The organism is Phenylobacterium sp., from assembly GCF_030646615.1.
Lineage (GTDB): Bacteria > Pseudomonadota > Alphaproteobacteria > Caulobacterales > Caulobacteraceae > Phenylobacterium.
Genome location: NZ_JAUSLG010000005.1, coordinates 1 through 24124, shown reverse-complemented (window position 1 = coordinate 24124; position 24124 = coordinate 1). Strand labels below are relative to the sequence as shown.

Sequence of the window (24124 nt, the reverse complement as noted above, 5' to 3'; positions counted from 1 at the left end):
TTGGACGGAGTGCATGGCGCTGCGTTTGTGGTCCTGGCGGGGTCCCCCCGCCACCGATGTCCCGGCCACGGCCGGGTACGGGCCGCCCCCCGGGCGCGCCGCCCGCCTCTCTTCCTTCTTTTCGTCCTCCCCAAGGGGCGGTCCGCGCAGGACTCGCCCCTTTTTCATGCCCCTATGGAGGCTTTGATGACCAAGCGAGCCCTGAAGCGACAGCTGCGCGAAGGCGCATTCGATGCTGAGCAGTTCGATGATTCAAAAATCCGCCGCCTGCCCATCGAACGCGGGTGGTCGCCGCTGGGCCTGGCCGAGGAAGGGCGTGAGCAGGGCTATCTGAAGACGATCAAGGCCAAGTCCCCCGGCCAGGAGGAGATGATCGCCGCCATCGACGCCAAGAACCTGGTCCTGGCCCTGGGGCCGGCCGGCACCGGTAAGACCTATCTGGCCATCGCCAAGGCCGTCGAAGCCCTCGAGGCGGGACGTGTGGGCCGCATCGTCCTGTCGCGCCCGGCGGTGGAAGCCGGGGAATCCATTGGCTTCCTGCCCGGTGAGATGGAGGACAAACTCGCCCCCGATCTCCGCCCCCTCTACGACGCCCTGTCGGATCGGCTGTCCATGAAGCGGGTCCGCGCCCTGATGGCCGAGGGCGCCATCGAGATCGCGCCGGTGGGCTTCATGCGCGGGCGCACGCTGAACAACGCCTTCGTGGTCATCGATGAGGCGCAGAACTGCACCTATGTGCAGCTCAAGATGCTGCTCACCCGCCTGGGCTGGCACTCCACCATGGTGGTCACGGGCGACCCGGCCCAGTCCGATCTCCTGCCCGAACTCTCGGGCCTCGGCCCCGTGGCCGAGAAGCTGGAGACGGTCGGCAATATCGCCGTAGTGCGGCTGAAGGACCGCGACATCGTCCGCCACCCCCTGGTCGCCGAGATGCTCGGGGTTCTCTAAAGGCCAGGCGGGGCCGGGCGGAACGCCGAGCCGCCCGGCCCTACCTGTTCAGCGCCGCCGCCAGGCCGCTCTTGAGGAAGGCGAGCGCCGCCTCTCGGGTGGTCTCAGGCGGGCGGCCCACCAGTTCGGCCAGGGACCGGCCGATCAGGCCGACTCCCATGGCCAGGGAGACCGCCACAAGGATCAGGTTGGTGGCTTTTTCTGGATCGACGCCCTTCTGGGCCATGGGTCCGGAGATCACCTCTTCGACGGCGGCGCGCACAAGGGTCAGGCGGCGGGTCTCGCCGGTCAGCTCCAGCCACGCGGCCAGACGGGCGCCGCCTGCGGTCTCAAAGGCGTCAAATAGCACCTGCCCGACTCCCTCCAGTTGCGCCTGGGGATCATCAGGTCGCTCAGCCTCCAGCACCCGGGCGACCAGCTGGCGGATCATGGTCTCGGCCAGCGCCGTCTGCACCCCGTCGATGGAGCCGAAGTGGTGCAGCACCGTGGCATGGGACACCCCAGCCCCCTGGGCCACCTCCACCAGCTTCAAGCCCTGGGGGCCCTTTTCAAGCAGCAGACGCTCCGCCGACTGCAGGATGTTCTCGCGCGCGGCTTCGGGTGATCGGCGCACACGGCGGGCGGGCTCTATTGACATTTTTGTAGATAACTCTAACCTGGAGCCAGAACAAGCCGTGGGGCCCATCGCCCCTGTTCCACAGGATCACGCCATGACGCGCAAGACCACGCCCGCTGATGTCGAGGTGAGCCCCCGGGACATCCGCTTCGCAGCGGGCCCGCCGGATTCCGGCCATTGGCTGGATGGGGATCCGGTGGCCACGGCGGTGTTCAACGCCCTTTCCCTCACCTTCCCCGACGGGGAACGCCTGTTCATGGACGCGGTGCGCCACTATCGCGACCATGTCTCGGGCAAGCTGGCTGAGGACGTGCGCGGCTTCATCGCCCAGGAGGCGATCCATTCGCGAGAGCATCACAGCCTCAACCAGCTGATCGACCGGGACCGCTATCCCGTGGCCGAGATCGAGGCGCAGGTACGCGAGCGGGTGGCCTTCAGCCGCGGGCGCGGGCCTATGGCCATGCTCATCTCCACCATCGCCCTGGAGCACTTCACCGCCATGATGGCCGAAGTGCACATCCGCCACCGCGACGAGCTGTTCCAGAAGACTGATCCGGCCATCGAGCGGCTCTGGCGCTGGCACGCCCTGGAGGAGACCGAGCACAAGGCCGTGGCCTTCGACGTCTTCATGGCCGCGACGAAGGACTGGTCGCCCTTCCTGCGCTATCGCCGCCGCTGCATCGCCATGGCGCTGATCACGGTCATGTTCACCCGCAACATCACCCGCTACGCCGCCCGCCTCCTGGAGGCCGACGGCTATACGCCCAAGGCGGCGCTCCAGGCGGTCAAGCAGTTCGTCTGGATCAAGCCGGGTCTCTTCCGGCGAGGCTGGAAGACCTATTTCGCCTGGTATAGGCCGGGCTTCCACCCCTGGGATCAGACCTCGACCTCGCCCACCCTCGCGGCCTGGAAGGCGGAATTCGACGCTGCGGCCCTCAAGCCGACCTGACGACGGCATCCCACAAGACCGCCTGGCCACAAGACTGCCTGGCCACAAGGCCGTCCGGAACGCTCCCACGCCTTTGCCGTTACCCGGGACATGAACCGAACGCCCTGGCGGCGCAGGTCCGGTGGGCCGCTGTCAGCCTTCGGGCATGGATGGCAAGGAGCAGGTGATGGTCGATCTGAACAGGTCAGAGAACGGGAAGAAGAAGGGTGTCCCGCCCCTGGTATGGATCATCCTTCTTATCCTGGTCGGCTGGATCGCCTTCACCTTCTTGGCCCGCGGCGATGAGAGTGGACCGGGCGACAACGGCCAGATGCTACAGCCGCGCCCGGACACGACCTACATGCCCGCGGCCCCGGCCCAGGGCGACGCCCCTGCGATGGAGGGCGGCACGATGACGACGCCCGAAAGCAACTAACCCATTGCCGTTGTCTCAACGGCGCTGAATTCCATCTTTTGGGCATGGTGTTTGGGCAGGGGCGCCCCGCAGCCAGGGCGCAGCGCTCCGCCGGCACGATCCCTCACCCTGTCCAGCATCGGCCTGCAGAGTCTCGATGTGTCGAAAGAGCGTGGACGTCCCGTCGAGGCTCACGACCCGGTCGGCTCCCGGCCCCGCGCCTCCACGTGGCACGCCAGCCGCGCGTCCATGGCCGCCAGCAGCCGGGCGGCGGCCTTGATGGTCATGTTTCGCGGGTCGTTCAACCAGGCCCAGACCTGACTGGGCGGGACGCCAAGCTGAGCGGCCAGGGCGACCTTCGTCAAACCGCGATCGCGACGCTGGGTTTCGAAACGCGCGCGGACGAGGCTCCAGACCTGAGCCTGAAGCTCGGCCACCGCCGCATCGGCGGCGGCCTGGGCGGGAGCGGGAGTTGGGGTCAAAGGGACCTGAACGCTGCGTTGCATTATGTTATGTTATAACGTATCTGCCGGTGATTGTTTCTATCCGGAGCCGGCGCGAATGTCACCCAAGGTTGCTCTTTTCCTGGCCGCAAGCCTTTCAGTCATGGCGGGTGCCTCGCGCGCAGAGGCGGACCAAGGCCCGGTCGTGCGGGAAGTGATCGTCACCGCCGATCCCCTCGGCCGGTCGGGCGACGAAGTGATTTCCAATGTCGAGATCCTCAGCGGTGAGGTCTTGGCGCAACGCCGGCAAGCGACCCTCGGCGAAACCCTGGTCAGCCTCCCGGGGGTCACATCGGACGCCTTCGGCGGCGGCGCCAGCCGGCCGGTGATCCGCGGCCAGACCGCCCCGCGGGTGAAGATTCTCAGCGACGGATCGAGCCTGTTCGACGCCTCCGATGTCTCCCCCGACCACGCCGTCTCCGGCGAACCGCTGCTGCTGGACGGGATCGAAGTCCTGCGTGGGCCGAGCGCGCTCCTCTATGGCGGCGGGGCGATCGGCGGGGCGGTGAACCTGATCGATCGCAAGATTCCCACGGCCCTGCCCCCCGCGGGCGGAGAAGGCGCCGTGGAGCTGCGCTACGGGTCGGGTGACCGTGAGCGGGCCGGCGTGGTGGGAGTGACCGTCGGCCTGGGCGCCTTCGCCCTGCGGCTGGAAGGGGCCAGCCGGCGCGCCGACGATTATGAGGTGCCCTTCTACACGCCGCCGGCCCATACCGACGACGAGCATGACCATGAGGAGGATCACGATCACGAGGAGGAGGCCGCTGGCTTCGACCGCCTCCCCGGCTCCTTCAATCGCAACCGCACCATCACGGTGGGCGGGTCCTGGATCGGCTCAGACGGCTATTTCGGCGTCGCCTATACCGAGCAGGACAGCGAATACGGCCTGCCCGGACACAATCATGAATACGAGTCCTGCCATCCTCATGGCTCCAGCCTGCATTGCGGCGGGCATGACCATGGGGGCGAGGATCACGACCATGATCACGAGCACGCCGACGGCCATGTGCCGATCGTCGATCTGAAGAGCCGCCGGGTCGATGTGCGCGGTGAAATCCGCTCGCCCTTCGCCGGGGTGGAGCGGATCCGCTTCCGGGGCGGCCATACCGACTATGCCCACGATGAGATTGACGACGGCGTGGTGGCCACGACCTTCAGCAACAAGGGGCATGAGTTGCGGCTGGAGGTGCAGCATGCGCCCATCGGCGGCCTCAACGGCGTGATCGGCGTCCAGACCTCCGAGAGCGACTTCGCCGCCGTGGGGGCCGAATCCTTCGTGCCCCCGAGCACGACCAAGAACACCGCCATCTTCCTCCTAGAGGCGATGACCCTGGGCGACTGGCGCCTTGAAGGCGCCCTGCGCCAGGAATGGCAGGAGGCCGAGGCTCTGAACCGCCCCGACACCGAGCACAGGCCCTTCTCCGCCTCGGCCGGCGCCAGCTGGACCTTCGCCCCCGGCTATATGGCGTCGCTCAATGTCGCCCGCTCACAAAGGGCGCCCCATGCCCAGGAGCTCTATGCCCGGGGCATCCACATCGCCAGCAACACCTACGAGATCGGCACGGCCACCCTGGACGAGGAGACGGCCAACTCCATCGAGCTCAGCCTGCGCAAAACGCAAGGCCCCCTCACCTTCTCCGCCAGCGCCTATCGCTACGCCTATGAGGGCTACATCTATGCCGCGACGCTGGACCGCTTCGAGGACTTCCGCCTGATCCAATATACGCAGGACGACGCCACCTTCACCGGGGTGGAAGGCCAGGTGCGCTACGCCTTCGCCAATGGTCTCGCCGTGAGCGCCTTCGGGGACAGGGTGAAGGCCGAGTTGGACGATGGCGGCCCCCTGCCGCGTATTCCCGCGGCGCGGCTGGGCGGACGCGGCGAGTTTGTCGCCGGAGCCTGGTCGGGAGACCTGGAGTACATCCGCATCTTCGAACAGGATGATATCGCGGCCTTCGAGACGTCGACCCCAGGCCACGACATGGTCAATGCCACCCTGGCCTATGATTTCGCGGCGGGCGCGTTCGACAGCCAGCTTTTTGTCCGCGGCACGAACCTGCTGGATGAGACGGCGCTCAGCCACACCTCCTATCTTTCCACCCTGGCGCCGCAACGCGGCCGTAGCTTCCTTGTGGGGCTGCGGACGCAGTTCTAGGGCGCTACGGAGGCCTCGGCGTGAGAACGGCTGCGCCTTGACCGAGCGGTCACTCGCGGGCGGCGCTCGCCCTCGCCACCCGTTCCACCGCCGCGACGATCTCGGCGTTGTGGGCGTGCGACAGGAGGGTGGCGTGACCCGCGGCGGCGACGGCGGCGTAGCTGCCATGCGCCGACTCTTCGGCCGGCGCCAGCCGGGCGCGACCCCATTCACCGTTCCGATCGGCCGCGGCTCCAGCGGTGACCACCGCCACCGGCCAGGCCGGATCGAGCTGTCCTGCCGCCCGCGCCATCGCGGCGCTCTCGAGCCATTGGGCGGCTTCGTTGGCGGCGTTGCGCGCATGACGGCCTGACACGAACGCCGCCTGCTTCTCGCGCACCACCGGCCCGCTAAGCCCGATCCGATCCCCCAGGAAGAAGAGGGGCTTGGCCAGGCCCGCGCTGGTGAGCGCCGCCACCCCTTGCGACAAGTGGCCAAAGGTGTCGACGAAGCGCCGCACCAGGGGGATCTCCACCGCCTCAGGGGTCGCTGCGTCCAGCAGGACGATGCCGGCCACGCGCGCGGGGTGACGCACGGCGAACAGCCGGACGTGCTGGCCGCCCATGGAGTGGCCGACCAGGATCGCCGGCCGCGTCACGCCGGCCTCGGTCATCAGCCGCTCCAGGTCGGTGACAATGGCGGCGCTGTCCCGGGGCCAGGGGCCAGGATCTGAGAATCCCAGGCCAGCCCGATCATAGGCGCAGGCGCGGAAGCCCGCCTTGGCCAGGGAAGCCTGAAGGTCGGCGAAGTCGGCGGAAAACCCGAAGGCGCCGGCCTCCAGCCAGACAAGCGGCCCAGACTCCGGTCCCTCGCAGACCAGACGAAGACGCCGCTCGCCGATACTGACCATCTCGCCGCGCAGGCTCTTTGGGGCGAAGGCGGCCTCGATGGCCAGGCCAATCCCGATCCAGGCCACGAGGATCACGCCCAGGCCCAGGACGATGAGTTTCAACATGATGCGAGGCGCCCTGGCGGAGAGGAGTCTCCACCCTTAGCCCTGGGGCTCAGGCGGCGGAACCCTCCAGTTCCGTGGACTGAGTTTCCTGCGGCGGCAGGTTCCGCGCGATGGTTTCGAGGAAGGCCGACGGTTGAATGGGCTTGGAGACGAAGTCGTCCATGCCGGCGGCGAAACAGGCGTCCTGATCGGACTGCATGGCGTTGGCCGTCATGGCGATGATGGGGGTCTGGCTGGCTGGCCCCTCGATCTGTCGGATGCGCCGCGTGGCTTCCAGGCCGTCCATCACCGGCATCTGCATGTCCATCAGGATCAGGTCATAGGCCTCAGTCTCGACTGCGGTCACGGCCAGGGCGCCGTTCACCACACAGTCCACCTGGCAGCCGACCTCGCCCAGGAGGGTCCTGGTCAGCAGGGTGTTGATCTCATTGTCCTCGACCAGAAGGATCCGGGCGGGCGGCGCATGGTTGTCGGGGGCCGGGAGCCTGGCGGGCTCAGGCAAGGCTGGCGCCGGGGAGAAGGCGGCGCGGGATGTGAGCGCCATGCGTCCCAGGCATTCGGTCAGGACGTGGTGGCGAACCGGCTTGGTCAGGAAGGCGTCCAGGGCCGGCCAGCTCTCCAGTTCATGGCGGCTGGGGGCGCCCATGGACGAGGCCATGACGATGCGGGGCTGATCGGCGCCGCCGGCCGCACGAACGGCGCGGGCCACCTCGTCCCCCGCCATGCCGGGCATCATGTGGTCGAGCAGCAGGATGTCGAAGGGGACGCCATCGGCCCTGGCCCGGGCCATGAGCTCCAACGCCTGGCGGCCGCCCTCGGCCTCGGCGATGAGCGCGCCTTCCGCCTCCAACTGGCGACGGAAGATGTGCCGGTTGAGGTCGATGTCGTCGACCACCAGCACCCTGACCCCCTCGAGTGCGCAGGCCTGGGCGGCGATCGCCGGCTCAACCGCCGCAGGCGTCAGATCGAGCTCGAACCAGAAGACACAGCCGCCGCCCGGCCGATCGGTCACGCCAATTCGACCGCCCATCAGCTCGACCAGTTGCCGGCAGATGGAGAGCCCCAGGCCCGTGCCCCCGTATTTGCGGGTGATGGAGCCGTCGGCCTGATGGAATTTCTGAAATAGGCCGGCCTTGGCCTCCCGGCTGAGGCCAGGACCGGTGTCGGCGATCTCGAAGCGAAGGCGCCTGCCCCCTTGCGGAAGGTCGTCGGACTTGACCTCGAGGGCCACGAAGCCGCGCTCAGTGAACTTCACCGCATTGGCCGTCAGGTTCAGCAGGATCTGGCGCAGGCGGGTGGGGTCGCCGGTGAAGCCCCCTTGCGCGCCATCGTCCAGATAGCAGGCGATCTCCAGGCTCTTTTCAGTCGCCCGCGGCGCCAGCAGTTCGGCGACGCCCTCCACCAGGTCGGTGAGATCGAAGTCGATCGCCTCCAGATCGACCTTGCCGGCCTCAAGCTTGGAGACGTCGAGGATGTCATTGATGATCGCCAGCAGGCTCTCGGCCGAGGTCTGCACCGCCTCGGCGAACTTGCGCTGTTCAGGCGCCAGGGTGCTGCGCAGGAGGAGCGAGTTCATGCCGATCACCCCGTTCATGGGGGTGCGGATCTCATGGCTCATATTGGCGAGGAATTCGCTCTTGGCCCGGTTGGCCGCCTCGGCGTCGTCCCGGGCTCGCGCCATCTCGGCCTCGTAGGCCTTGCGGGCGGTGATGTTCTGTAAGGCGCCGACGAGGCGAAGTGGCCGGCCGCTTTCGTCGGCGATCAGCTCAGACGTCGAATAGGCCCAGACCTCCTGGCCGTCATCGCGCGCCACCCGGTATTCGACGCGGTAGGGCTCCCCCGTCTCACGATGGCGCTCCCACGCCGCCTGGGCCATGGCCCGGTCGTCCGGATGCACCGAGACCCAGACATTGCGATAGAGGTCCTCATAGGTGAGGCGCCGGTTGAAGAAGGTGTCCTCGGCCCCGATGCTCAGCAGTTGGCGCGACTTGTAGTCCAGCTCATAGACGTGGATCTCCGAGAGCTCCGTGGCCAGGCGCATGCGCCCTTCCGAGCGCTGGGCGCGATCGAGCGCCTCCACCAGATCCGATATGTCCTGCGACAGGACCAAAAGCCCGCCGATCTCCCCTTGCGGATCGCGCCAGGGGGTGACCTCCACCCGGGCCCAGATGTGGCGGCCATCGGCGGTCTCAAACCGGATACGATCGGCCTTCAGGGTCTCGCCATCGAGACAAGCCTGAAGACGCTCGCCCCAGCGCGCGGCGACGTCGGGCAGAAGCTCCGCCACCGGCTGGCCGACCACGTCCTGCCCGGTGAGCCCGAGTTCCTGACTCCATCTAGGACTGGCGTGCATCAGCCGAAGATCGCGGTCGGTGACGGCTATGGCGACGGGCGCGGCGGCCATCATGTTGAGCAGAAGCTGTTCGGCGGCGTCGGCTTCGGCCCGCGCCTGGTCCTGGCGGCGGGCGGCGTAGAGCCGGCCGGCCGTGGTGGCGACACCGTCGGCGAGATCGGCCAGGATCTCCGCCAGACTCACGTCATAGGGCCGCGATGACGCAAAAACGGTCAGGCGGCCGCGCAGACCATCAGCGGTGAAACGCACCGGGGCGCTGGCCGCCAGGTCGCCGCCCACCAGGCCCAGCTCGACGTTCCGCCTTTTCGAAACCGACCACAGAGGTTCGGCGAACAGGACCTCGGGACCAGCGTCCAGCACCAGCTGAAGAACGCCGTCTTCCCCACAGCGGAAAGCATCGTCCCCGTCGTGCAGAACGATTTCCACGGAATCGGCGGCAAAATGCGCCCGGGCCGCCTGCGCCATCCGCCGCAGCGTCGGACGCAGGGCTTCGGCGTCAAACTTCGGTCCGACCCCGCCGCCCCAAAGCTGCATAGTTCCAAACATTCGAAACCCACCCAGAACCCGTCTGGGGAGGTTCAACCTATGGCAGTTAACGACCCGTCAAACGCCGTCTGGATGAGCTTGTTCAGCCTATTTCGAAGGCGCCGCCGACGGCGGGGGCCTCAGGGCAGATCTTCGGCCAGGATCGCCATTTCGAACATGAACGAGCCCGCCTCGTGCTCGTCCTCGATGACCACGCCACTGAACTCGTCGGCGATATATACCTCAGCGGAGTCCTTCTGCTTGGGGCGCGGAACCAGGGTGATCCTGGCGTTGGCGAAGGTGCCGCGCAGGTGGCCTTCGACTTTACGCATGGCGCGTTCGTCCACGGGGGGGCTCCTTTGGAATCTGAAGAGGCCGCGAACCTAGACGCTCGCGGCCTCCTGTTAAACCTCGACCAGACAATTCTGGGTTCAGATGACGTAGTCGTACACAGCCTCGGCCAGGGTGTGGTCCATGCTGCGGGCCGGTTCGTCGCAGGTCGGGCAGTTGACCAGTCGCGCCGGGACGCCGGCCGCCGTGCAGTGGGCGGGCACCGGTTTCAGCACCACAGACCCTGAAGCCACCTTGGCGTAGTCGCCGATGGTGATGTTGCCCAGCACCTTGGCGCCGGCCCCCAGCAGCACCCCGCGGCCGATCTTGGGATGGCGGTCGCCGCGCTCGGCGCCCGTACCGCCCAGGGTCACCCCTTGCAGCAGGGAGACATCGTCGCCGATGACGGCGGTCTCGCCAATGACGATGCCGGTGCCATGGTCGATGAAGACGCCCGAGCCGATGCGGGTGGCCGGGTGGATATCTACCTGGAAAATCTCGGACATGCGGCTCTGCAGATAGAAGGCCATGGTGTCGCGGCCCTGGCTCCAGAGCCAGTGGGCCACCCGCTGGGTCTGCAGGGCGAGGAAGCCCTTGAAGAACAGGAAGGGCTGGACATAGCCCTTGCAGGCCGGGTCGCGCTCGAAGACCGCCTTCAGGTCGGCCTCGGCGATCTCCACCAGTTCCGGCGCGGCGGCATAGGCCTGCTCGGCGATGTCGCGCAGGCTCATGGCCCGAAGCTCCTGGTCGCCGAGCTTGCGCGCCAATTGATAAGACAGGGCGTCGCCCAGGCTGTCGTGACTGAGGATCACGGCGTTCAACAGCGACGCCAGGGCCGCCTCGTCGCGGGCGGCCCGCTCGGCCTCGTTTCGCAGGGCCGCCCAGACCGGCGGGGCGTGCCCCGGATCGATGACTTCCAGCCTTGCGGCGTCTTCGCGGCCCATGGGCTCTCTCCCCTAGCTCAGCACCCGACGCGCCAGCGCCGGAGGCAAGGCCCCTTCATGGGCCATGTGGTAGACGCGCAGCAGCATCGCCACCGTCAACATATCCAACATATGACCTGAAAGCGCAGTTTCCAGCACCTCGCGAAAAGGCGCCCTGACAATAGCCAGATCTTCGGTCTCGTCCGGCGCCTGGGGAACGGGGGTCAGATCGGTCGCCAGGAAGCCAACCGCCCGTTCGTCGGTGACGGAATTGGAGAGTTGAGCGCGCAACACCTCGCGCCAGGTTCCAGCGGCCAGGCCAACCTCTTCGCGCAGCTCGCGACGGGCGCCTTCGAGGGGGTCTTCCCCAAGGGGGCCGCCCCCTTCGGGAATCTCCCAGCTGTAATCCCCATGCGGGAAGCGGTTCTGTCCCACCAGGGTCACGGTCCCGTCCTCATGCAGAGGCAGGACCGCCAGGGCGAGGTTCTTGAACTTGACCACCCCATAGGGCCCCGAGACGCCGGTCGGCGCCGTGGCCATATGCTCATCCACGGCGATCCATGGGTTTTCGTAGACACGGCGGGGGGCGTCTGCGCGCCATGGATGACCATGGGGCTGGAGCCAGGACGGTTTTTGCGACATATTCTCAACTATAACGACAGGCTATGCTGATGGCAGCGATAGAATCGCGCCCATGTCCACGAAAAGGAACGCCTTGACCCACGCTCTCCCTGCGCCCTCCCCGCTTGGAACGCCCATGCCGATCGCCGCCAGCCCGGAGGTCCTGGACTTCCTGGCGCTCCGCCGATCGGTCTCGGCCCTGACCCTGACTTCCCCCGGCCCCGAGGCTGGCGAACTCGACATGCTCCTGCGCCTGGCCAGCCGCGTGCCGGACCATGGCAAGCTGACGCCCTGGCGGATGATCGTCCTGGAACCCGCGGCCAAGACCGAATTCGCCGCGCGCCTGGAGGCCCTGGCGCTCAACCGCGACGATGCCAAGGCCGCCGCCAAGCTCGCCAAGCTCAAGGCCCCGCCCATGGGCGTGGCGGTGATTTCGCGGCCGCGGCCCTCGGAGATTCCGGAATGGGAGCAGCTGCTCTCGTCCGCCGTGGTCTGCGCCAACCTGCTCTATGGCGCGACGGCCATGGGCTATGGCGCCAACTGGATCACCGACTGGTACGCCTATGATCCTGAGGCGATGACGATCCTGGGACTGGAGGCTGGCGAGCGCGTGGCCGGCTATGTGCTGATCGGAACCGCCAAGGAGCCGCCGCTGGAACGCGACCGGCCCGACTGGACGGGTCTCGTCAGCCGCTGGAGCGCCTGAGGGGGCCCGCGACCGACAAGAAAGACCGAGCGCAGAGTCACAAAGGCCGGACGGCGCAGATGCACCGCCCGGCCCCAGGTGACACGCCCGAGGAGAGTTGGGCAGTCTCTATATAGCTGATCATCCTCCATCCCGCCAGCGGGCCGCGAATTTGGCGGAAACCCAAAATGGGTCCTCATGACCTGGGCGAATCCCCGGGTCGTTTAAGCTTCAGGCCCGCAGGACCTGATCTTTGGCCTGGGCCTCGAACATTGCCGTGCCTGGCTGGTAACTTGAATTTTAACCCCGCCCCCTGTAGGGGGCTACGCCCTGATCGGGCAGCCAGAGGCCTTCAGGGGGCGGCCCCGACTGCCAGAAGACGTCGATGGGGATGCCGCCTCGCGGGTACCAGTAGCCCCCGATGCGCAGCCAACGCGGCTGGGCCACCTCGACGATCCGGCGGCCGATGGCGACCGTGCAGTCTTCGTGAAAAGCGCCGTGGTTGCGGAACGAAGCCAGATAGAGCTTCAGCGACTTGGATTCGATCAGCCATTGGTCAGGGGCGTAGTCGATCACCAGATGGGCGAAGTCGGGCTGGGCGGTCACCGGACAGAGCGAGGTGAACTCCGGCGCGGTGAAGCGCGCCAGGTACAGGGTGTCGGCCTGCGGGTTGGCCACCCGCTCCAGCACCGCATCCTCTGGGCTGGCGAAGCCCGCCACCGGCTGGCCGAGTTGGGTCAGATGGGTCTCTTCCATGGGCCGGCTTTAGCTCTGGTTCGAAACGCGGGCAACCATGGGGCAAGGGGCGACAGCACGCCGCCGCCTCGCTAAACCTTCGTCAGATCAGCATAGGGCGCAGACAACGATCTGCATCACCGGAGGAGGCGTCGATGAGCGGCCAGGATTTCAAGGACTATGTCGTGGTGGTGACCGGCGCCTCGACCGGCCTTGGGCGGGCGATCGCCGTCGAAACCGCGGGCCGCGGGGCCAGCGCGGTGATCGTCAACTACGCCCGCAGCCGCGATGAGGCCGAGGAGACCGGTCGTCTCGTGGAGGCCAAGGGCGCCCGCGCCATCCTGGTCCAGGCCGATGTGGGCGACGACGCCGATTGCCGGAAGATCGCCGCCGCAGCCGAACCCCTCGGGCGCATCGACGCCCTGTTCAACAATGCCGGCATGACCCGGTTCGCCCCCAACCACGCGGACCTGGACGCCGTCTCGGCCGACGACTTCCTCGACCTCTATCGCGTCAATGTGGTGGGGGCCTATCAGGTCCTGCGCGCCTGCCGCAGCCTGCTGGAGGCCGCCCCCCAGGCCGGGGCGGTGGTGAACACCGCCTCGATCGCCGGCGTCATGGGTATTGGCTCCTCGGTTCCCTATGCGGCGTCAAAGGGCGCGCTAACCACCATGACCCTCTCGCTGGCCCGGGCCCTGGCGCCGAAAATCAGGGTGAACGCGGTCTGCCCCGGCTTCATCGATACGCCCTGGTTTGAGAAGGGACTGCCGGCGGGACGGGCCGAAAAGATGCGGGAAGGCGCTGCCGCTTCCACCCCTCTGAAGGCCGCTTCGACCGCCGAAGACGTGGCTGGGGCGACGGTCTTTCTGGCTTCGCCGGCCGCCCGCCATATCACCGGCGAGACCCTGTTGGTCGATGCTGGGACTCACCTGGGGTATGCCCCGCTGGCCATGCGCTAATCCTGTGGCAGAAGCGTGACAGTGGTGCGCCTTTTATTTTGGCGCCGTTTCTGAGGCGTGCCGAATATTTCGCCACGGTCTAAGCTCAAGGCTCCGAGGGACCAACCTCCGTTGATCTGCCCTCCTTCACCATGAGGATGCAGAACATCGGTCGGGCAAGGCCCGATCGGGAACTCAAGGGGATAATAAATGAAAACTCTCAAGCTCACGCTTCTCGCCGCCGCCGCCACCTTCGCCATGGGCGGCGTCGCCGCTGCTCAGGAATCGCCTGTCAGCTTCAATGTCGGCGTTGCGTCCGACTACGTCTTCCGCGGCGTCAGCCAAACCGATGAAGGTCCGCAAGTGTTCGGCGGCGTCGACCTCGCCATCGGTGAAATGGGCTATGCGGGCGTGTGGGCCTCGAACGTCGATTTCGGCGACGACACCGCCGCTGAAGTGGACTTCTATGCGGGCGTCACCCCGACCATCGGTCCGGTGTCGGCCGACTTCGCGGCGATCTATTACGCCTATGTCGATGCGCCGTCGGGCTCGGACTACAACTATTGGGAATTCGCCGCCTCGGGCACCATCCCGGCTGGCCCGGCTGAAATCGGCGCGGCGATCTACTACTCGCCGGAATTCTTCGGCGGCATCGGCGACGCCTTCTATTACGAAGTGAACGCGGCCGCCCCGATCAACGACATGTTCAGCGTGAGCGGCGCCGTGGGCCGTCAGGAGTTCGACGGCGGCGGTGACTACACCACCTGGAACATCGGCCTGGGCGTTGCCTTCAACGAGACCATTGGCCTCGACCTGCGCTATCACGACACCGATGAGGACGCCCTGGGCGACCTCGGCGAAGGCCGCCTGGTGGCCAGCCTGACCGCCGCCTTCTAAGGCGCGGAAAAGCAGCACTTCAAAGAAGCCGTCGCCGAAAGGCGGCGGCTTTTCTTATTTCCAACACGATCACGCTTCAAAGCCTTCCCAGGCTTCGGCCACAGACCGTCCGGGTCTGGCGTCCGGGATCACTTCGTCCCCGGATTGAGTTTGGTTGGAGGGGTGGTAAGCCCCGTCTATGTTGTCGGCTCGCAGGGAGTCGTGGAGATCAGCCCATGATGCGGATGGCCTTCCGAGCGCAAACCGTCGTTGTCGATGTCGCCATCGCCGCTCTGGCCTTTCTATGCGCCTATCTTCTCTCGCCCTCGGCCTTGCCTGACCTTGGCTTCGATGGGCGACCATCTCTCAACATCATCCAACTGACGGCGATCTATGCCGCCTTCGCCGCGGTATTTACGACCCTGTTCCGCGGCGAGCTTTCTCCCTGGCGCTACGCCTCCATCCCAGACGCCCTGGTCATCGGGCGCATCGCGGCCCTGACGGCCGTCCTCTTCCTCCTCACAGTCTGGGTGCTGGACCGAGCCTCGACCCTGCCCCGCTCGGCCCTGGCCATGGCGGCTGTGTTTCACGTGACCGGCTGCCTGGGCCTGCGGGTGCTGCGCCGCGCCATCCATGAGCGCGCCCTGGTCAAGGTCGCCCCGATCCGGTCGAAGACGGGCGCCCAGGCCCCGGCTCTGCTGCTGATCGGCCCGCCGGCCCTGGCCGACACCTATCTGCGCGACGCCGCCCGCGCCCACGACCGCCGCTTCACCCCGGTCGGCATCATCGGCCTGGATCTGCGCGACGTGGGCCAGCAGGTTCGCGGCGTCTGCATCCTCGAGAGCCTCGACCGTTTGGACGAGGCCCTGGTCGATCTGCGCCGCTGGAACCGCTATCCGCGGGCCGTGCTGTTCCTGGACGAGCCCAGCAAGATCAAGGGGCTCAGCCCTGACCATCTCGGCCGCTTCAAGGCTGAGGGCGTGCGGATGCTCCGCCTGCCGAGCATTGTTGATCTGCGCCATCACGAAGGCGTGGCCCTGATGCCGCTGCGCGATGTCAGCGTGGAAGAGCTCCTGGCGCGGGAGCCTATCGAGCTGGACGCCGCCCCCCTGGCGGCCCTGATCCGGGGCCGGCGGGTGCTGATCACCGGCGCTGGCGGCAGTATTGGCGGCGAACTCGCCCGCCAGGTCGCCAGTTTCGACTGCGCCCACCTGACCCTGGTCGACTCCTCGGAATCGGCGCTGTTCGCCATCGAGCGGGAAGTGGCCGAATCCTATCCCGACATCTCGCGCACCGCTGTCCTCTGCGACGTTCGCCATGCCGGCCGGCTGCAGGGCCACTTCGCCGCCCAGGCCCCGGACCTGGTCTTCCATGCCGCGGCGCTCAAGCACGTCTCCATGGTCGAGCGTCTCCCCTGCGAGGGCGTCCTGACCAATGTCATCGGCACCTGGAACGTGGCCGAGGCCGCCCGCCTCTGCGGGGCGGCCCAGATGGTGCTGATCTCCACCGACAAGGCGGTCGATCCGACCAACGTGATGGGGGCGACCAAGCGGCTGGCCGAGGCGGTCATCCAGGCGCAGCAGACCCATGGCGGCAAGACCCGGTTCGCCGCCGTGCGCTTTGGCAATGTGCTGGGCTCGGCTGGCTCGGTGGTGCCGATCTTCAAGTCACAGATCGAACGCGGCGGCCCGGTCACCCTCACCCATCCCGACATGACGCGCTTCTTCATGACCATCCCGGAGGCCGTTCAGCTGGTGCTGCACGCCACCGCGGCCAGCGCCGAGGACCGGGACGCCCAGGCGCGGCTCTTCATCCTGGATATGGGTCAGCCGGTCCGCATCATGGATCTGGCGCGGCAGATGATCGCCCTGTCGGGCCGCACCCTGGGTCAGGATATCGAGATCGAGGTCACCGGCCTGCGCCCCGGCGAGAAACTCACCGAAACCCTGCTCGATGAGGATGAGCAGGCGGCGCCGTGCGCGCCCAAGGTGATGCAAGTGGTGTCCAACTCGGCCGTCGGCATCACGCCGGGGCATCTCCAGACCCTGGAAGCCCTGGCCGAGCAGGCCGACGCCGAAGGGGTGCGCACCGCCCTGTTCGACCTTGTCGGCCAGGTTCGCGGCCAGCGGCCGGGCGGCGCACCGCGCCTGAAGGTGGTGGCGGGCGGCTAAGCCGCCATTTAGCCTCGGGACCATGCGCCAGGGCGAACCTGTCGTAGGCGCCGCTTGAAGACGCGATTCAGATCTCGGCGTTAACGGAGTCCGGGCGGACAGGCCGAGGCGGGGGCATCCGCCTTCCTAGGCCGATCCCGCCGCTGAGAGCCGGCGGCCAGGGCCGGAAAGACCGATCCAGGCCACATGACGCATGGCGCGATCAACGGCGGCCTTGGCGGTCTCCTGGCATGCGTCCAGGCCCGAGGCGACGATCTCGCCGGCCTCGTCATAGACGCTCCAGGCCCAGCCGGACATGTCCTGGCTTAGGGAATAGGCGAAGAGCGGCTCAGACATTTCCAGCCCCTTTTGCGCTGCAACATCGTCAGACATCAGACGTCTCCGTAACGCACTGTGTCAAGTTTCGATCCCCCGCCAGCGACGACACAACCATGTCGCCGCACAAATAGGCAGGCGCGGCGCCACTACTCCGCCGCCACCGTCTGGCCCCGGCGCTCGCGTTCCAGGCGGCTGACGAGGGCGGCATGCTCGTCCCAAAGCGCCTTGGGCAAGCGGTCGCCGAAGCGCTCATAGGCCGGCGGGATGAGGGCGGCTTCCTGGCTCCAGATTTCGGCGTCTACGCTCAGAAGGAGATCCAGCTGGGCGTCCGTCAGGGAAAGCCCGCTCAGGTCGAGGCTCTCGCGGGTGGGCAGACGACCAATGGGCGTGTCGATCGCCTGGGCCCGGCCTTCCAGCCGTTCGACGATCCACTTGAGCACGCGGCTGTTTTCGCCGAAGCCCGGCCAAACGAACTTGCCGCGCTCATCCTTGCGGAACCAGTTGACGAAATAGATGCGGGGCAGCTTGGCCGCATCAGCCTGGGCGCCAAGCTTCAGCCAATGGGCGAAGTAGTCACCCATATTGTAGCCGCAGAAGGGCAGCATGGCGAAGGGATCGCGGCGCAGCTCGCCAATGGCGTTCTCGGCTGCGGCCGTGCCTTCAGACGCCACATTGGAGGCCATGAAGACCCCGTGACGCCAGTCAAAGGCCTCGGTCACCAGCGGCACGGCGCTGGCGCGACGACCGCCGAACAGGATGGCCGAGATCGGCACGCCTGCGGGATCTTCCCACTCCGGCGCGATCACCGGGCATTGCTCAGCCGGCACGGTGAAGCGGGCGTTGGGATGGGCCGCCGGCGTCTCCGAGGCCGGGGTCCAGGGATTGCCGCGCCAGTCGGTCAGCTGCGGCGGCGCCTCGGCCGTCAGGCCTTCCCACCAGACGTCGCCATCGGGGGTCAGGGCCACATTGGTGAACACGCAATTGGCGTGCAGGGCGTCGATGGCGTTCTTGTTGGTCTCGATCCCGGTGCCAGGCGCCACGCCGAAGAAGCCGGCCTCGGGATTCACCGCATAAAGACGACCGTCCTCGCCGAACCGCATCCAGCAGATGTCGTCGCCGATCGTCTCGGCCTTCCAGCCGGCCAGCGTCGGCTGCAGCATGGCCATGTTGGTCTTGCCGCAGGCGCTCGGGAAGGCCGCAGCAATGTAGCGGACCTCGTTCTGCGGCGAGGTCAGCTTGAGAATGAGCATGTGCTCGGCCAGCCAGCCCTCGTCACGGGCCATGACGGAGGCGATGCGCAGGGCGAAGCACTTCTTGCCCAGCAGCGCATTGCCCCCATAGCCCGAGCCATAGGACCAGATCTCCCGGGTCTCGGGAAAGTGGACGATGTACTTCTCGTCGTTGCAAGGCCAGGCCACGTCCGTCTCGCCGGCGGCCAGGGGCGCGCCGACGCTATGGATGGCCGGAACGAAGAAACCGTCCTCGCCAAGCTGCTCGAGCGCGGCGGCGCCCATACGGGTCATCACGCGCATGGAGATGGCCACATAGGCGCTGTCGGTGATCTCCACGCCGATGGCGCTGATCTTCGAGCCCAGCGGCCCCATGCAGAAGGGCGCCACATACATGGTGCGCCCGCGCATGCAGCCGTCGAACAGGCCCTGCAGCTTGGCGCGCATCTCCGCGGGCTCGGCCCAGTTGTTGGTGGGGCCGGCGTCGGCCTCGTCGGCCGAGCAGATGAAGGTGCGGCTTTCGACGCGGGCCACGTCCCGGGGGTCGGAGGCGGCATAGAAGGAGTTGGGACGCTTTTCCGGATTGAGCTGGATGAGCGTGCCGCTCTCGACCAGCTCGGACGTCAGACGCGCCCATTCGGCGTCGGAGCCGTCGCACCAGTGAACCCGATCAGGCTTGGTCAGCGCAGCGACCTCCGCGACCCAGGCGAGCAGACCGACGTGGCGGGTTGGGGCAGCCTCTAGACCCGGTATCGTGGTCAATTCCGTCATAACGCTCTCCATCACCCGGCTGTCGCCTCCCTCGGGCCAAGGGACCGCCGAGGTTCATATATGAACAAGTCCATAATGCGTGACACCCTCACTGCAAACCACAGGCCGGGTGATTTTTTCCACTTCTGGTACATATTGCCGGCTTGACGGCGGCCCGCGTGAGCCCCTGTCCAGCGCTTCGGCGCCGATGCGAGCGCGATCACGGCTCTGCCGCCGACAAAATCCACGGGCCCCACCCCAAAACAAAACCACCGCCCAACCATGGCGGTGGGCGGTGGGGTCGGGGCAAGGCGCGGAGCGCTCAATCCGGGCGGCCCGCCGAAATAGGCTGGGGGCGGCGCCTAGAAGAAGCGCTCTGTGATGCGGATGGTGTCACCGGGCGCCACGGGCGTCAGGGGCGTTAGGGGATATTCGCGCTCGATGGAGGAGTCCGATCGCTTGATGTAGACTCGTCGATTGTTGGCCCGATAGGTGAACCCGCCGGCCGTGGCCACGGCGTTCAGCACGGACAACCCGTTGGTGTAGGGGTACTCGCCCGGGTTCTGCACTTCGCCCATGATGTAGAAGGGCCGATAGTTCAGCACCTCTACGCTTACCCGCGGCTCGCGAAGATAGCCCTGCTTCAGGGACTCCTCGACGGCGGTCTGGAATTGGGGAACCGTAAGGCCCTCGGCCGCCACATCGCCAATCAGTGGCATGGATACGTTTCCCGACCCGCCGACGACGAACTCCCCCGTCAGCGCTTCCTCGCCAAAAGTGATGACGCGGATCTTGTCGCCCGAGCCAAGGCGATATTCCGGAATCGCCCGGATGGCGGCCTCAACCTCCTGGGCATGGGCCGCGCTTGCCGCAGCCGAGGTCACGATCAGGGCCGCAACCAGGCCGAGCAGGGACAAAATTCGCTGCATTAGAAATTTTCGCTCCGCATTCTCATAGTCCCTCGGGTCGTTTTCTACCGCACTGCGGCGGAACTGGAAACATCTGCCTCGCCCAGTTTGCCGCTTCGGGCAAAGATGGCGAAGCCATAGATAACAGAACCATAATCCAGCCTTTCCAGATCATGAACCCCCCGTTCAGGCTCTGTACATATTTACCTACGTGCAACCACGTTTAGTTCTGAACTATACACCACGTAATTACAGTAAGGCTTAATTGGGTCTATCGTAAACAAGCCACACAAGAACTCCAGAAAGGGGTGGGTGTGGTGTCGTCTAGAAAGACTATATTTACTCAATCATCTATGGTTATTGCGGCATTTACGATGTCTGCATGTGCAACCATGCCTGAACCAAGCGCGCCTATGAGCCTGGCCCAGGCGGCCGCCCCGCCAAGCGCCTTCCTCGACTTCTGTCGGCGGCAACCTTCAGACTGCGGCGGCGCTCCGGCGGCCGTGATCCAGCAGGTGGCTCAGATTGAATTGCAGCAACGCACGGCAGCCGAGGCGAGGTTCGCCACCGGCCGAGATCGTAACAACCTCGTGGCGACATCCGCGGTCCAGACGCGCAGCGCCAGCTGGTCACAGACCTTCGCCGAGGCGCGCCGTCGCCGCGAAGCGCTCGATATCGACCTCAAAGAGGCGCGATTGACATACGACTGGTCGGGCGTGTTCGCCGCAGCCAAGTCTGATCAACAGGGCCAGGCCGAGGCGGCGGATGCAAGCGCGCCAGGCGTCCGGACCCTGTCATGGGCCAGCAAAGGTCCCATCCAGGCTCAACCTGTGGCTTTGCTCGCTGCGACGCCAAAGGCCGTCATGACCCCCGCCTCGATCAAGGACCCTGCCGCTCAGGCCTTGCTTCATACGATCGAGGCCCCCGGAAGCTCCGCGCCGACGGTTCCCGCCATGACGCCTGCTGTCTGGTCCACGATCAACAAGGTCAATGACAAGGTGAACCGGGCCATCGCCCGGCGGACAGACGCCGAAAACTATGGCCAGCTCGACCATTGGGCTACGCCCCTGGCCCTGGGTCAGAAGTACGGCGACTGCGAAGACTATGTCCTCGAAAAGCGCCGCGCCCTCCTTGAGGCCGGCCTGCCCCTGAGCGCGCTGTCGATCGCCGTCGTCACCACCAGCTGGGGCGAAAGCCACGCCGTGCTGCTCGTGGCGACGGACCAGGGAGAGTATGTTCTCGACAACATCAACCCCTGGGTCCTCCCCTGGCAGAAGGCCAATCTCCGTTGGCAAGAGCGTCAGGTGGCCGGCAGCCCGTTTCGCTGGGCGATGGTCAAACAACCCCTGACCTTCGCCGCGAGCGGCAAGGTCTTGCCTGCAGGTGGACGCTAGAGCATGATGCAATCAGACGGAGCCGTCTGATCGTTGAATCATGCTCTAGAATCTAGAGTTTGAGCGCGTTTCATCCGTGACACCGGGGTTCACTTTTACGGAACGCGCTCTAAGCCTAATTTTCCACCCCAAATCCTGCCTGCTCTGATAGCCAGATCCGAGCCGGCGGGCGGCCCATCAAATAGCTTGAGGCGGCGGTTTTCAGTTCGGCCCACCGGATGAAGCCGCCGACCACGGGCCATGCCAGGACGCGTTGTGAGCGCAGAACGAGGAAGACGCCGTTCGGCGGTCGCCAAGGAACAGCCAGCCAGCCTTCGCTTCTGGCCGCCGCCGGAGGGCTTTGGTCTGGGGGGAGCGGCCGCGGCGCTGCTGCTTTCGGCCCATTTGGCCTATGGCGCGCTTCTCGCCGAGCCAGCTCTGATCGCCACAGCGGCGGCGGCGTTGATGCTTCTGGGGGTTCTGGCGGCGCCCCGGCTTCGGAAGGACCTGTTGCGCGTCCGGGGCCTTCTGATTCCGGCCGTCTTATTTCTCTTGGTCTTGGCCGCCGGCGTGCTTTCGATGACGCCGTTTGCGCCAGGCGGCGCCCATCCGGTCTGGTCCTATGTCGGCCTTCAGCCTGGCGCGGCCACGATTGACCGCTCAGCCACACTTCTGGAACTGGTCAAGCTGATGGGGCTTGCTTGCCTTTTTCTGGTGGGCGTGGCCGCCGGCGCATCTGACGAACGCGCCAAGACCGCCGTCAATCTCCTCGTCCTGGTGGCCGCGGCCCTGGGACTTTGGGCGTTCTTCGGCTTCGTCACCGGTGGCCTCTATCAGAGTCAAAGAGGCCGCCTGGAGGCCAACTTTCTGAATCCCAACACCGCCGGCACGTTTTTCGCCGCCATGGTGATCGTGACCTTAGGGCCGCTCCTGCGGCGGCTTCGCGGCGCGCGGCTCGGCCGCGCCGTCCAGGTTGCGACAGGCCATTGGGCCGCGCTTCTGATCCTCGTGGTCTGCCTTCTAATGACAGCATCCCGGGGGGCCGCCCTCGCCACCGGCGCCGGCCTGGGGACCCTGATTCTCTTGATGCTCTTCTCCGGCAAGATCGCCTGGAGCCGGGCGACCTTTGGCGTGCTGGCTGGCCTGCTGGCGGCGGCCGTCCTCCTCTTCCTGTTCGGCGAGCAGCTTGTCGCCCGCTTCGAAGGCGTCGGGGAAAGCGCAGTGTCGCGAGGGGAATTGTTCGCCCTTCACTGGAAGGCCTTCCTTGCGTCCCCCTGGATGGGATACGGGCTCGGCGCCTTCGACATCATTCATCGCACCCTCCTCGATGCGAGTTCGACCGACAGCCTGTGGCGCATCCGAGCCACCCACAACGTCTACATCCAGTGGCTGGAGGAAGCGGGCCTCGTGGGCGCGCTACCCATGTTCGGCGCGATCGCCGCCGTCCTGGTGATCACGACCGTTCGTGGCCTGGCCCGCTCGCGGATGACTCATCTCCTCTTCGCCCTGATGGCGGCGAACCTCGTCTTCCTGGTGCACGGCTTTTCGGACTTCGCGCTCCAGACGCCTTCCATGGCGCTGCTCTGGAGCTACCTTCTCGGGTTGCAGTTCGCCCTGTCTCAAGGGTCGCGTCGATGACGCCGCTCGCGATGATCAAGACCGCGCTCCTGGCGCTGGCCGGCCTGTTCACCCTCGTGGCCGCCGGCGCGACCTATGTCGCGCTGGTCGCCCCGACCCATTCGGGCGCGCCGTTCACGCTGGCGGCGGCCGAGAACAGGCGGGCGACTCAGGCGCTTGGCCAGACACCCCCCGATACCGAAGCCGCCACCCAGGCGACTGAACGGGCTCTGGCTCAGGCGCCCTATGATCCGTCGGCCTGGCTGAGGCTCGCCTATATCGACGCCGCCGACGGCGCCCTCGGGCCTGAGGGGCTGCAGGCCCTGGAGCGGTCCTACCAACTCCGCCCTTTTGACCACTATGTTGCGGTCTGGCGGGTGCGCTTCGCCCTGGAACATTGGGGCGACCTGACGCCGGCGATTCGGGCCGCTGTGAAGTCCGAAACCTTGGCGTTTACCCGCACGTCGCGGTATCCTGACATGATCGCCACCCTTGCCGCGGTCGAAAATCCGATCGGGCGTCTGCCGGCCGCGATTTGGCGCGCCAAAATGCGGGAAGAACGTGCCCGGATGCGCGCCCGAAGGGCAGAGCTGATGCAATCGGGACACGAAAATGCTCAGACTAGGCGACAGTTACTAAACCACCGCTAGAAATTGCTTGAGAAATCTGTGTGCCTGTGACCTTAAGTCACGACGGCACTCCCGCCCCACGTTTCCTCTAAGGAGAGGCGCCATGAGCCTCAAGATGATCGGCATCAGCGCCATCGCGCGCGCCCTCGTGTCGACCGCCGCCCTCGGCGCGGTCGCCTTCACTGCAACCACGGCCGCAGCCCAGCTGTCGGCCACCCAGGAAGCACAGGCCACGGCCCTTGCCGACGCGATCGCGGTTGCGACGCAGCAAGCCCTGGCGGCCACCGCGGGCGAATCCCCCGAGGTTCAGGAAGCCGCCATTGAAGCGGCGATTGAAGCGGCCATCGAGGCCAGCGGCGTAAGCGCCGAAGTGGCCGCCGTCGCACTCACCCGGGCCCAGGCCGCCCTGGCCGCCGCCGGCATCGCCTCGCCGGCGGTCAGCGCGGCCCTGGCCTCTGTGGCGCAGGCGGTCCAACTCGCCATAGCGGCTCCGGGCGCTGCGCCCGGCGCCACCGGCGGTCCCACCGGCTCCGCGCCGGTCGGCGCCCCCCCCGCGGCGGGCGGCGGCGGCGGCGGCGGCGGCG

23 protein-coding genes are annotated in these 24124 nt (G+C 66.7%); 12 read left to right on the top strand and 11 right to left on the bottom strand.

Going from position 1 to position 24124, the window contains the following annotated elements; translation table 11 throughout:
* Nucleotides 1-174: 174 nt before the first annotated feature.
* Nucleotides 175-948 carry a PhoH family protein gene (locus Q7S93_RS00645; protein ID WP_304711571.1) on the top strand — a complete coding sequence of 258 codons (774 nt, stop codon included), beginning with the start codon at nt 175-177 and terminating at the stop codon, nt 946-948.
* Nucleotides 949-988: 40 nt separating this feature from the next.
* On the opposite strand, the gene Q7S93_RS00640 is transcribed toward Q7S93_RS00645, so the two are convergent.
* A complete protein-coding gene (locus Q7S93_RS00640) occupies nt 989-1561 on the bottom strand; it encodes a TetR/AcrR family transcriptional regulator (protein ID WP_304711570.1) in 573 nt (190 codons plus the stop codon).
* Nucleotides 1562-1658: 97 nt separating this feature from the next.
* Here Q7S93_RS00640 and Q7S93_RS00635 point away from each other — a divergent pair, with 97 nt between their 5' ends.
* Together Q7S93_RS00635 and Q7S93_RS00630 are read left to right on the top strand one after the other, a co-directional pair.
* Nucleotides 1659-2513, top strand: coding sequence for a metal-dependent hydrolase (locus Q7S93_RS00635; RefSeq protein WP_304711569.1), 855 nt, complete (start codon nt 1659-1661; stop codon nt 2511-2513).
* A gap of 166 nt (nt 2514-2679) precedes the next feature.
* Complete coding sequence (locus tag Q7S93_RS00630; protein WP_304711568.1) at nt 2680-2928, top strand: hypothetical protein; 249 nt, start codon at nt 2680-2682, stop codon at nt 2926-2928.
* A gap of 170 nt (nt 2929-3098) precedes the next feature.
* Here the strand turns inward: Q7S93_RS00630 and Q7S93_RS00625 are convergent, their stop codons facing one another.
* Nucleotides 3099-3389: a helix-turn-helix domain-containing protein gene (locus Q7S93_RS00625; protein WP_304711567.1), complete on the bottom strand. Its 291-nt coding sequence runs from the start codon at nt 3387-3389 to the stop codon at nt 3099-3101.
* A gap of 166 nt (nt 3390-3555) precedes the next feature.
* On the opposite strand from Q7S93_RS00625, the gene Q7S93_RS00620 reads away from it, so the two are divergent.
* A complete protein-coding gene (locus Q7S93_RS00620) occupies nt 3556-5565 on the top strand; it encodes a TonB-dependent receptor domain-containing protein (protein WP_304711566.1) in 2010 nt (669 codons plus the stop codon).
* Between the two features lie 49 nt (nt 5566-5614).
* Here the strand turns inward: Q7S93_RS00620 and Q7S93_RS00615 are convergent, their stop codons facing one another.
* The 5 genes from Q7S93_RS00615 to Q7S93_RS00595 form a co-directional block, all read right to left on the bottom strand.
* Nucleotides 5615-6559 carry an alpha/beta fold hydrolase gene (locus tag Q7S93_RS00615; RefSeq protein ID WP_304711565.1) on the bottom strand — a complete coding sequence of 315 codons (945 nt, stop codon included), beginning with the start codon at nt 6557-6559 and terminating at the stop codon, nt 5615-5617.
* A 49-nt stretch (nt 6560-6608) separates the two neighbouring features.
* Nucleotides 6609-9446 carry a hybrid sensor histidine kinase/response regulator gene (locus tag Q7S93_RS00610; protein ID WP_304711564.1) on the bottom strand — a complete coding sequence of 946 codons (2838 nt, stop codon included), beginning with the start codon at nt 9444-9446 and terminating at the stop codon, nt 6609-6611.
* Between the two features lie 131 nt (nt 9447-9577).
* Nucleotides 9578-9769, bottom strand: coding sequence for a DUF3126 family protein (locus Q7S93_RS00605; RefSeq protein WP_370652034.1), 192 nt, complete (start codon nt 9767-9769; stop codon nt 9578-9580).
* 99 nt (nt 9770-9868) lie between these two features.
* Nucleotides 9869-10711, bottom strand: a complete 843-nt coding sequence (gene cysE / locus Q7S93_RS00600) for a serine O-acetyltransferase (protein ID WP_300572636.1) — start codon at nt 10709-10711, stop codon at nt 9869-9871.
* Nucleotides 10712-10723: 12 nt separating this feature from the next.
* Nucleotides 10724-11230: an NUDIX domain-containing protein gene (locus Q7S93_RS00595; RefSeq protein WP_370652030.1), complete on the bottom strand. Its 507-nt coding sequence runs from the start codon at nt 11228-11230 to the stop codon at nt 10724-10726.
* A gap of 217 nt (nt 11231-11447) precedes the next feature.
* Here Q7S93_RS00595 and Q7S93_RS00590 point away from each other — a divergent pair, with 217 nt between their 5' ends.
* Nucleotides 11448-12017 carry a nitroreductase family protein gene (locus Q7S93_RS00590; protein WP_304711561.1) on the top strand — a complete coding sequence of 190 codons (570 nt, stop codon included), beginning with the start codon at nt 11448-11450 and terminating at the stop codon, nt 12015-12017.
* Between the two features lie 279 nt (nt 12018-12296).
* On the opposite strand, the gene queF is transcribed toward Q7S93_RS00590, so the two are convergent.
* Entirely contained in the window at nt 12297-12752 is a 456-nt protein-coding gene (gene queF, locus Q7S93_RS00585) for a preQ(1) synthase (RefSeq protein ID WP_304711560.1), read from the bottom strand.
* A gap of 134 nt (nt 12753-12886) precedes the next feature.
* Here queF and Q7S93_RS00580 point away from each other — a divergent pair, with 134 nt between their 5' ends.
* From Q7S93_RS00580 to Q7S93_RS00570, 3 genes are all read left to right on the top strand, one after another.
* Nucleotides 12887-13690, top strand: coding sequence for an SDR family NAD(P)-dependent oxidoreductase (locus Q7S93_RS00580; protein ID WP_304711559.1), 804 nt, complete (start codon nt 12887-12889; stop codon nt 13688-13690).
* A gap of 189 nt (nt 13691-13879) precedes the next feature.
* Nucleotides 13880-14566, top strand: coding sequence for a TorF family putative porin (locus tag Q7S93_RS00575; RefSeq protein WP_304711558.1), 687 nt, complete (start codon nt 13880-13882; stop codon nt 14564-14566).
* Between the two features lie 215 nt (nt 14567-14781).
* Entirely contained in the window at nt 14782-16716 is a 1935-nt protein-coding gene (locus Q7S93_RS00570) for a polysaccharide biosynthesis protein (protein WP_304711557.1), read from the top strand.
* Between the two features lie 126 nt (nt 16717-16842).
* Here Q7S93_RS00570 and Q7S93_RS00565 read toward each other — a convergent pair whose 3' ends face one another.
* The 3 genes from Q7S93_RS00565 to Q7S93_RS00555 form a co-directional block, all read right to left on the bottom strand.
* Nucleotides 16843-17052: a hypothetical protein gene (locus tag Q7S93_RS00565; protein WP_304711556.1), complete on the bottom strand. Its 210-nt coding sequence runs from the start codon at nt 17050-17052 to the stop codon at nt 16843-16845.
* 128 nt (nt 17053-17180) lie between these two features.
* The gene (locus Q7S93_RS00560) at nt 17181-19034 is read right to left on the bottom strand and encodes a phosphoenolpyruvate carboxykinase (GTP) (protein WP_304711555.1); all 1854 of its coding nucleotides are present in this window, start codon (nt 19032-19034) and stop codon (nt 17181-17183) included.
* Between the two features lie 341 nt (nt 19035-19375).
* Nucleotides 19376-19942 (bottom strand): polysaccharide biosynthesis/export family protein, encoded by a 567-nt coding sequence (locus tag Q7S93_RS00555; protein ID WP_304711554.1) that lies wholly within the window; start codon nt 19940-19942, stop codon nt 19376-19378.
* Nucleotides 19943-20238: 296 nt separating this feature from the next.
* Here Q7S93_RS00555 and Q7S93_RS00550 point away from each other — a divergent pair, with 296 nt between their 5' ends.
* From Q7S93_RS00550 to Q7S93_RS00535, 4 genes are all read left to right on the top strand, one after another.
* Complete coding sequence (locus tag Q7S93_RS00550) at nt 20239-21315, top strand: transglutaminase-like cysteine peptidase (protein ID WP_304711553.1); 1077 nt, start codon at nt 20239-20241, stop codon at nt 21313-21315.
* 255 nt (nt 21316-21570) lie between these two features.
* A complete protein-coding gene (locus tag Q7S93_RS00545) occupies nt 21571-22932 on the top strand; it encodes an O-antigen ligase family protein (RefSeq protein WP_304711552.1) in 1362 nt (453 codons plus the stop codon).
* Entirely contained in the window at nt 22929-23561 is a 633-nt protein-coding gene (locus Q7S93_RS00540) for a hypothetical protein (protein ID WP_304711551.1), read from the top strand. Before Q7S93_RS00545 ends, Q7S93_RS00540 begins: the two co-directional genes overlap by 4 nt.
* 82 nt (nt 23562-23643) lie before the next feature.
* Nucleotides 23644-24124 (top strand): hypothetical protein (locus tag Q7S93_RS00535; RefSeq protein WP_304711550.1); only part of this gene is annotated, 481 nt, incomplete at its 3' end.

Coding starts and splice junctions, on each gene's coding strand:
- Q7S93_RS00570 (WP_304711557.1), top strand. CDS start 14,782: ATGATGCGGATGGCCTTCCGAGCGCAAACCGTCGTTGTCGATGTCGCC.
- Q7S93_RS00595 (WP_370652030.1), bottom strand. CDS start 11,230: ATGGCCACGGCGCCGACCGGCGTCTCGGGGCCCTATGGGGTGGTCAAG.
- Q7S93_RS00615 (WP_304711565.1), bottom strand. CDS start 6,559: ATGTTGAAACTCATCGTCCTGGGCCTGGGCGTGATCCTCGTGGCCTGG.
- Q7S93_RS00580 (WP_304711559.1), top strand. CDS start 12,887: ATGAGCGGCCAGGATTTCAAGGACTATGTCGTGGTGGTGACCGGCGCC.
- Q7S93_RS00635 (WP_304711569.1), top strand. CDS start 1,659: ATGACGCGCAAGACCACGCCCGCTGATGTCGAGGTGAGCCCCCGGGAC.
- Q7S93_RS00645 (WP_304711571.1), top strand. CDS start 175: ATGGAGGCTTTGATGACCAAGCGAGCCCTGAAGCGACAGCTGCGCGAA.
- cysE (WP_300572636.1), bottom strand. CDS start 10,711: ATGGGCCGCGAAGACGCCGCAAGGCTGGAAGTCATCGATCCGGGGCAC.
- Q7S93_RS00560 (WP_304711555.1), bottom strand. CDS start 19,034: ATGACGGAATTGACCACGATACCGGGTCTAGAGGCTGCCCCAACCCGC.
- Q7S93_RS00605 (WP_370652034.1), bottom strand. CDS start 9,769: ATGCGTAAAGTCGAAGGCCACCTGCGCGGCACCTTCGCCAACGCCAGG.
- Q7S93_RS00565 (WP_304711556.1), bottom strand. CDS start 17,052: ATGTCTGAGCCGCTCTTCGCCTATTCCCTAAGCCAGGACATGTCCGGC.
- Q7S93_RS00610 (WP_304711564.1), bottom strand. CDS start 9,446: ATGCAGCTTTGGGGCGGCGGGGTCGGACCGAAGTTTGACGCCGAAGCC.
- queF (WP_304711560.1), bottom strand. CDS start 12,752: ATGGAAGAGACCCATCTGACCCAACTCGGCCAGCCGGTGGCGGGCTTC.
- Q7S93_RS00630 (WP_304711568.1), top strand. CDS start 2,680: ATGGTCGATCTGAACAGGTCAGAGAACGGGAAGAAGAAGGGTGTCCCG.
- Q7S93_RS00590 (WP_304711561.1), top strand. CDS start 11,448: ATGCCGATCGCCGCCAGCCCGGAGGTCCTGGACTTCCTGGCGCTCCGC.
- Q7S93_RS00555 (WP_304711554.1), bottom strand. CDS start 19,942: ATGCAGCGAATTTTGTCCCTGCTCGGCCTGGTTGCGGCCCTGATCGTG.
- Q7S93_RS00575 (WP_304711558.1), top strand. CDS start 13,880: ATGAAAACTCTCAAGCTCACGCTTCTCGCCGCCGCCGCCACCTTCGCC.
- Q7S93_RS00540 (WP_304711551.1), top strand. CDS start 22,929: ATGACGCCGCTCGCGATGATCAAGACCGCGCTCCTGGCGCTGGCCGGC.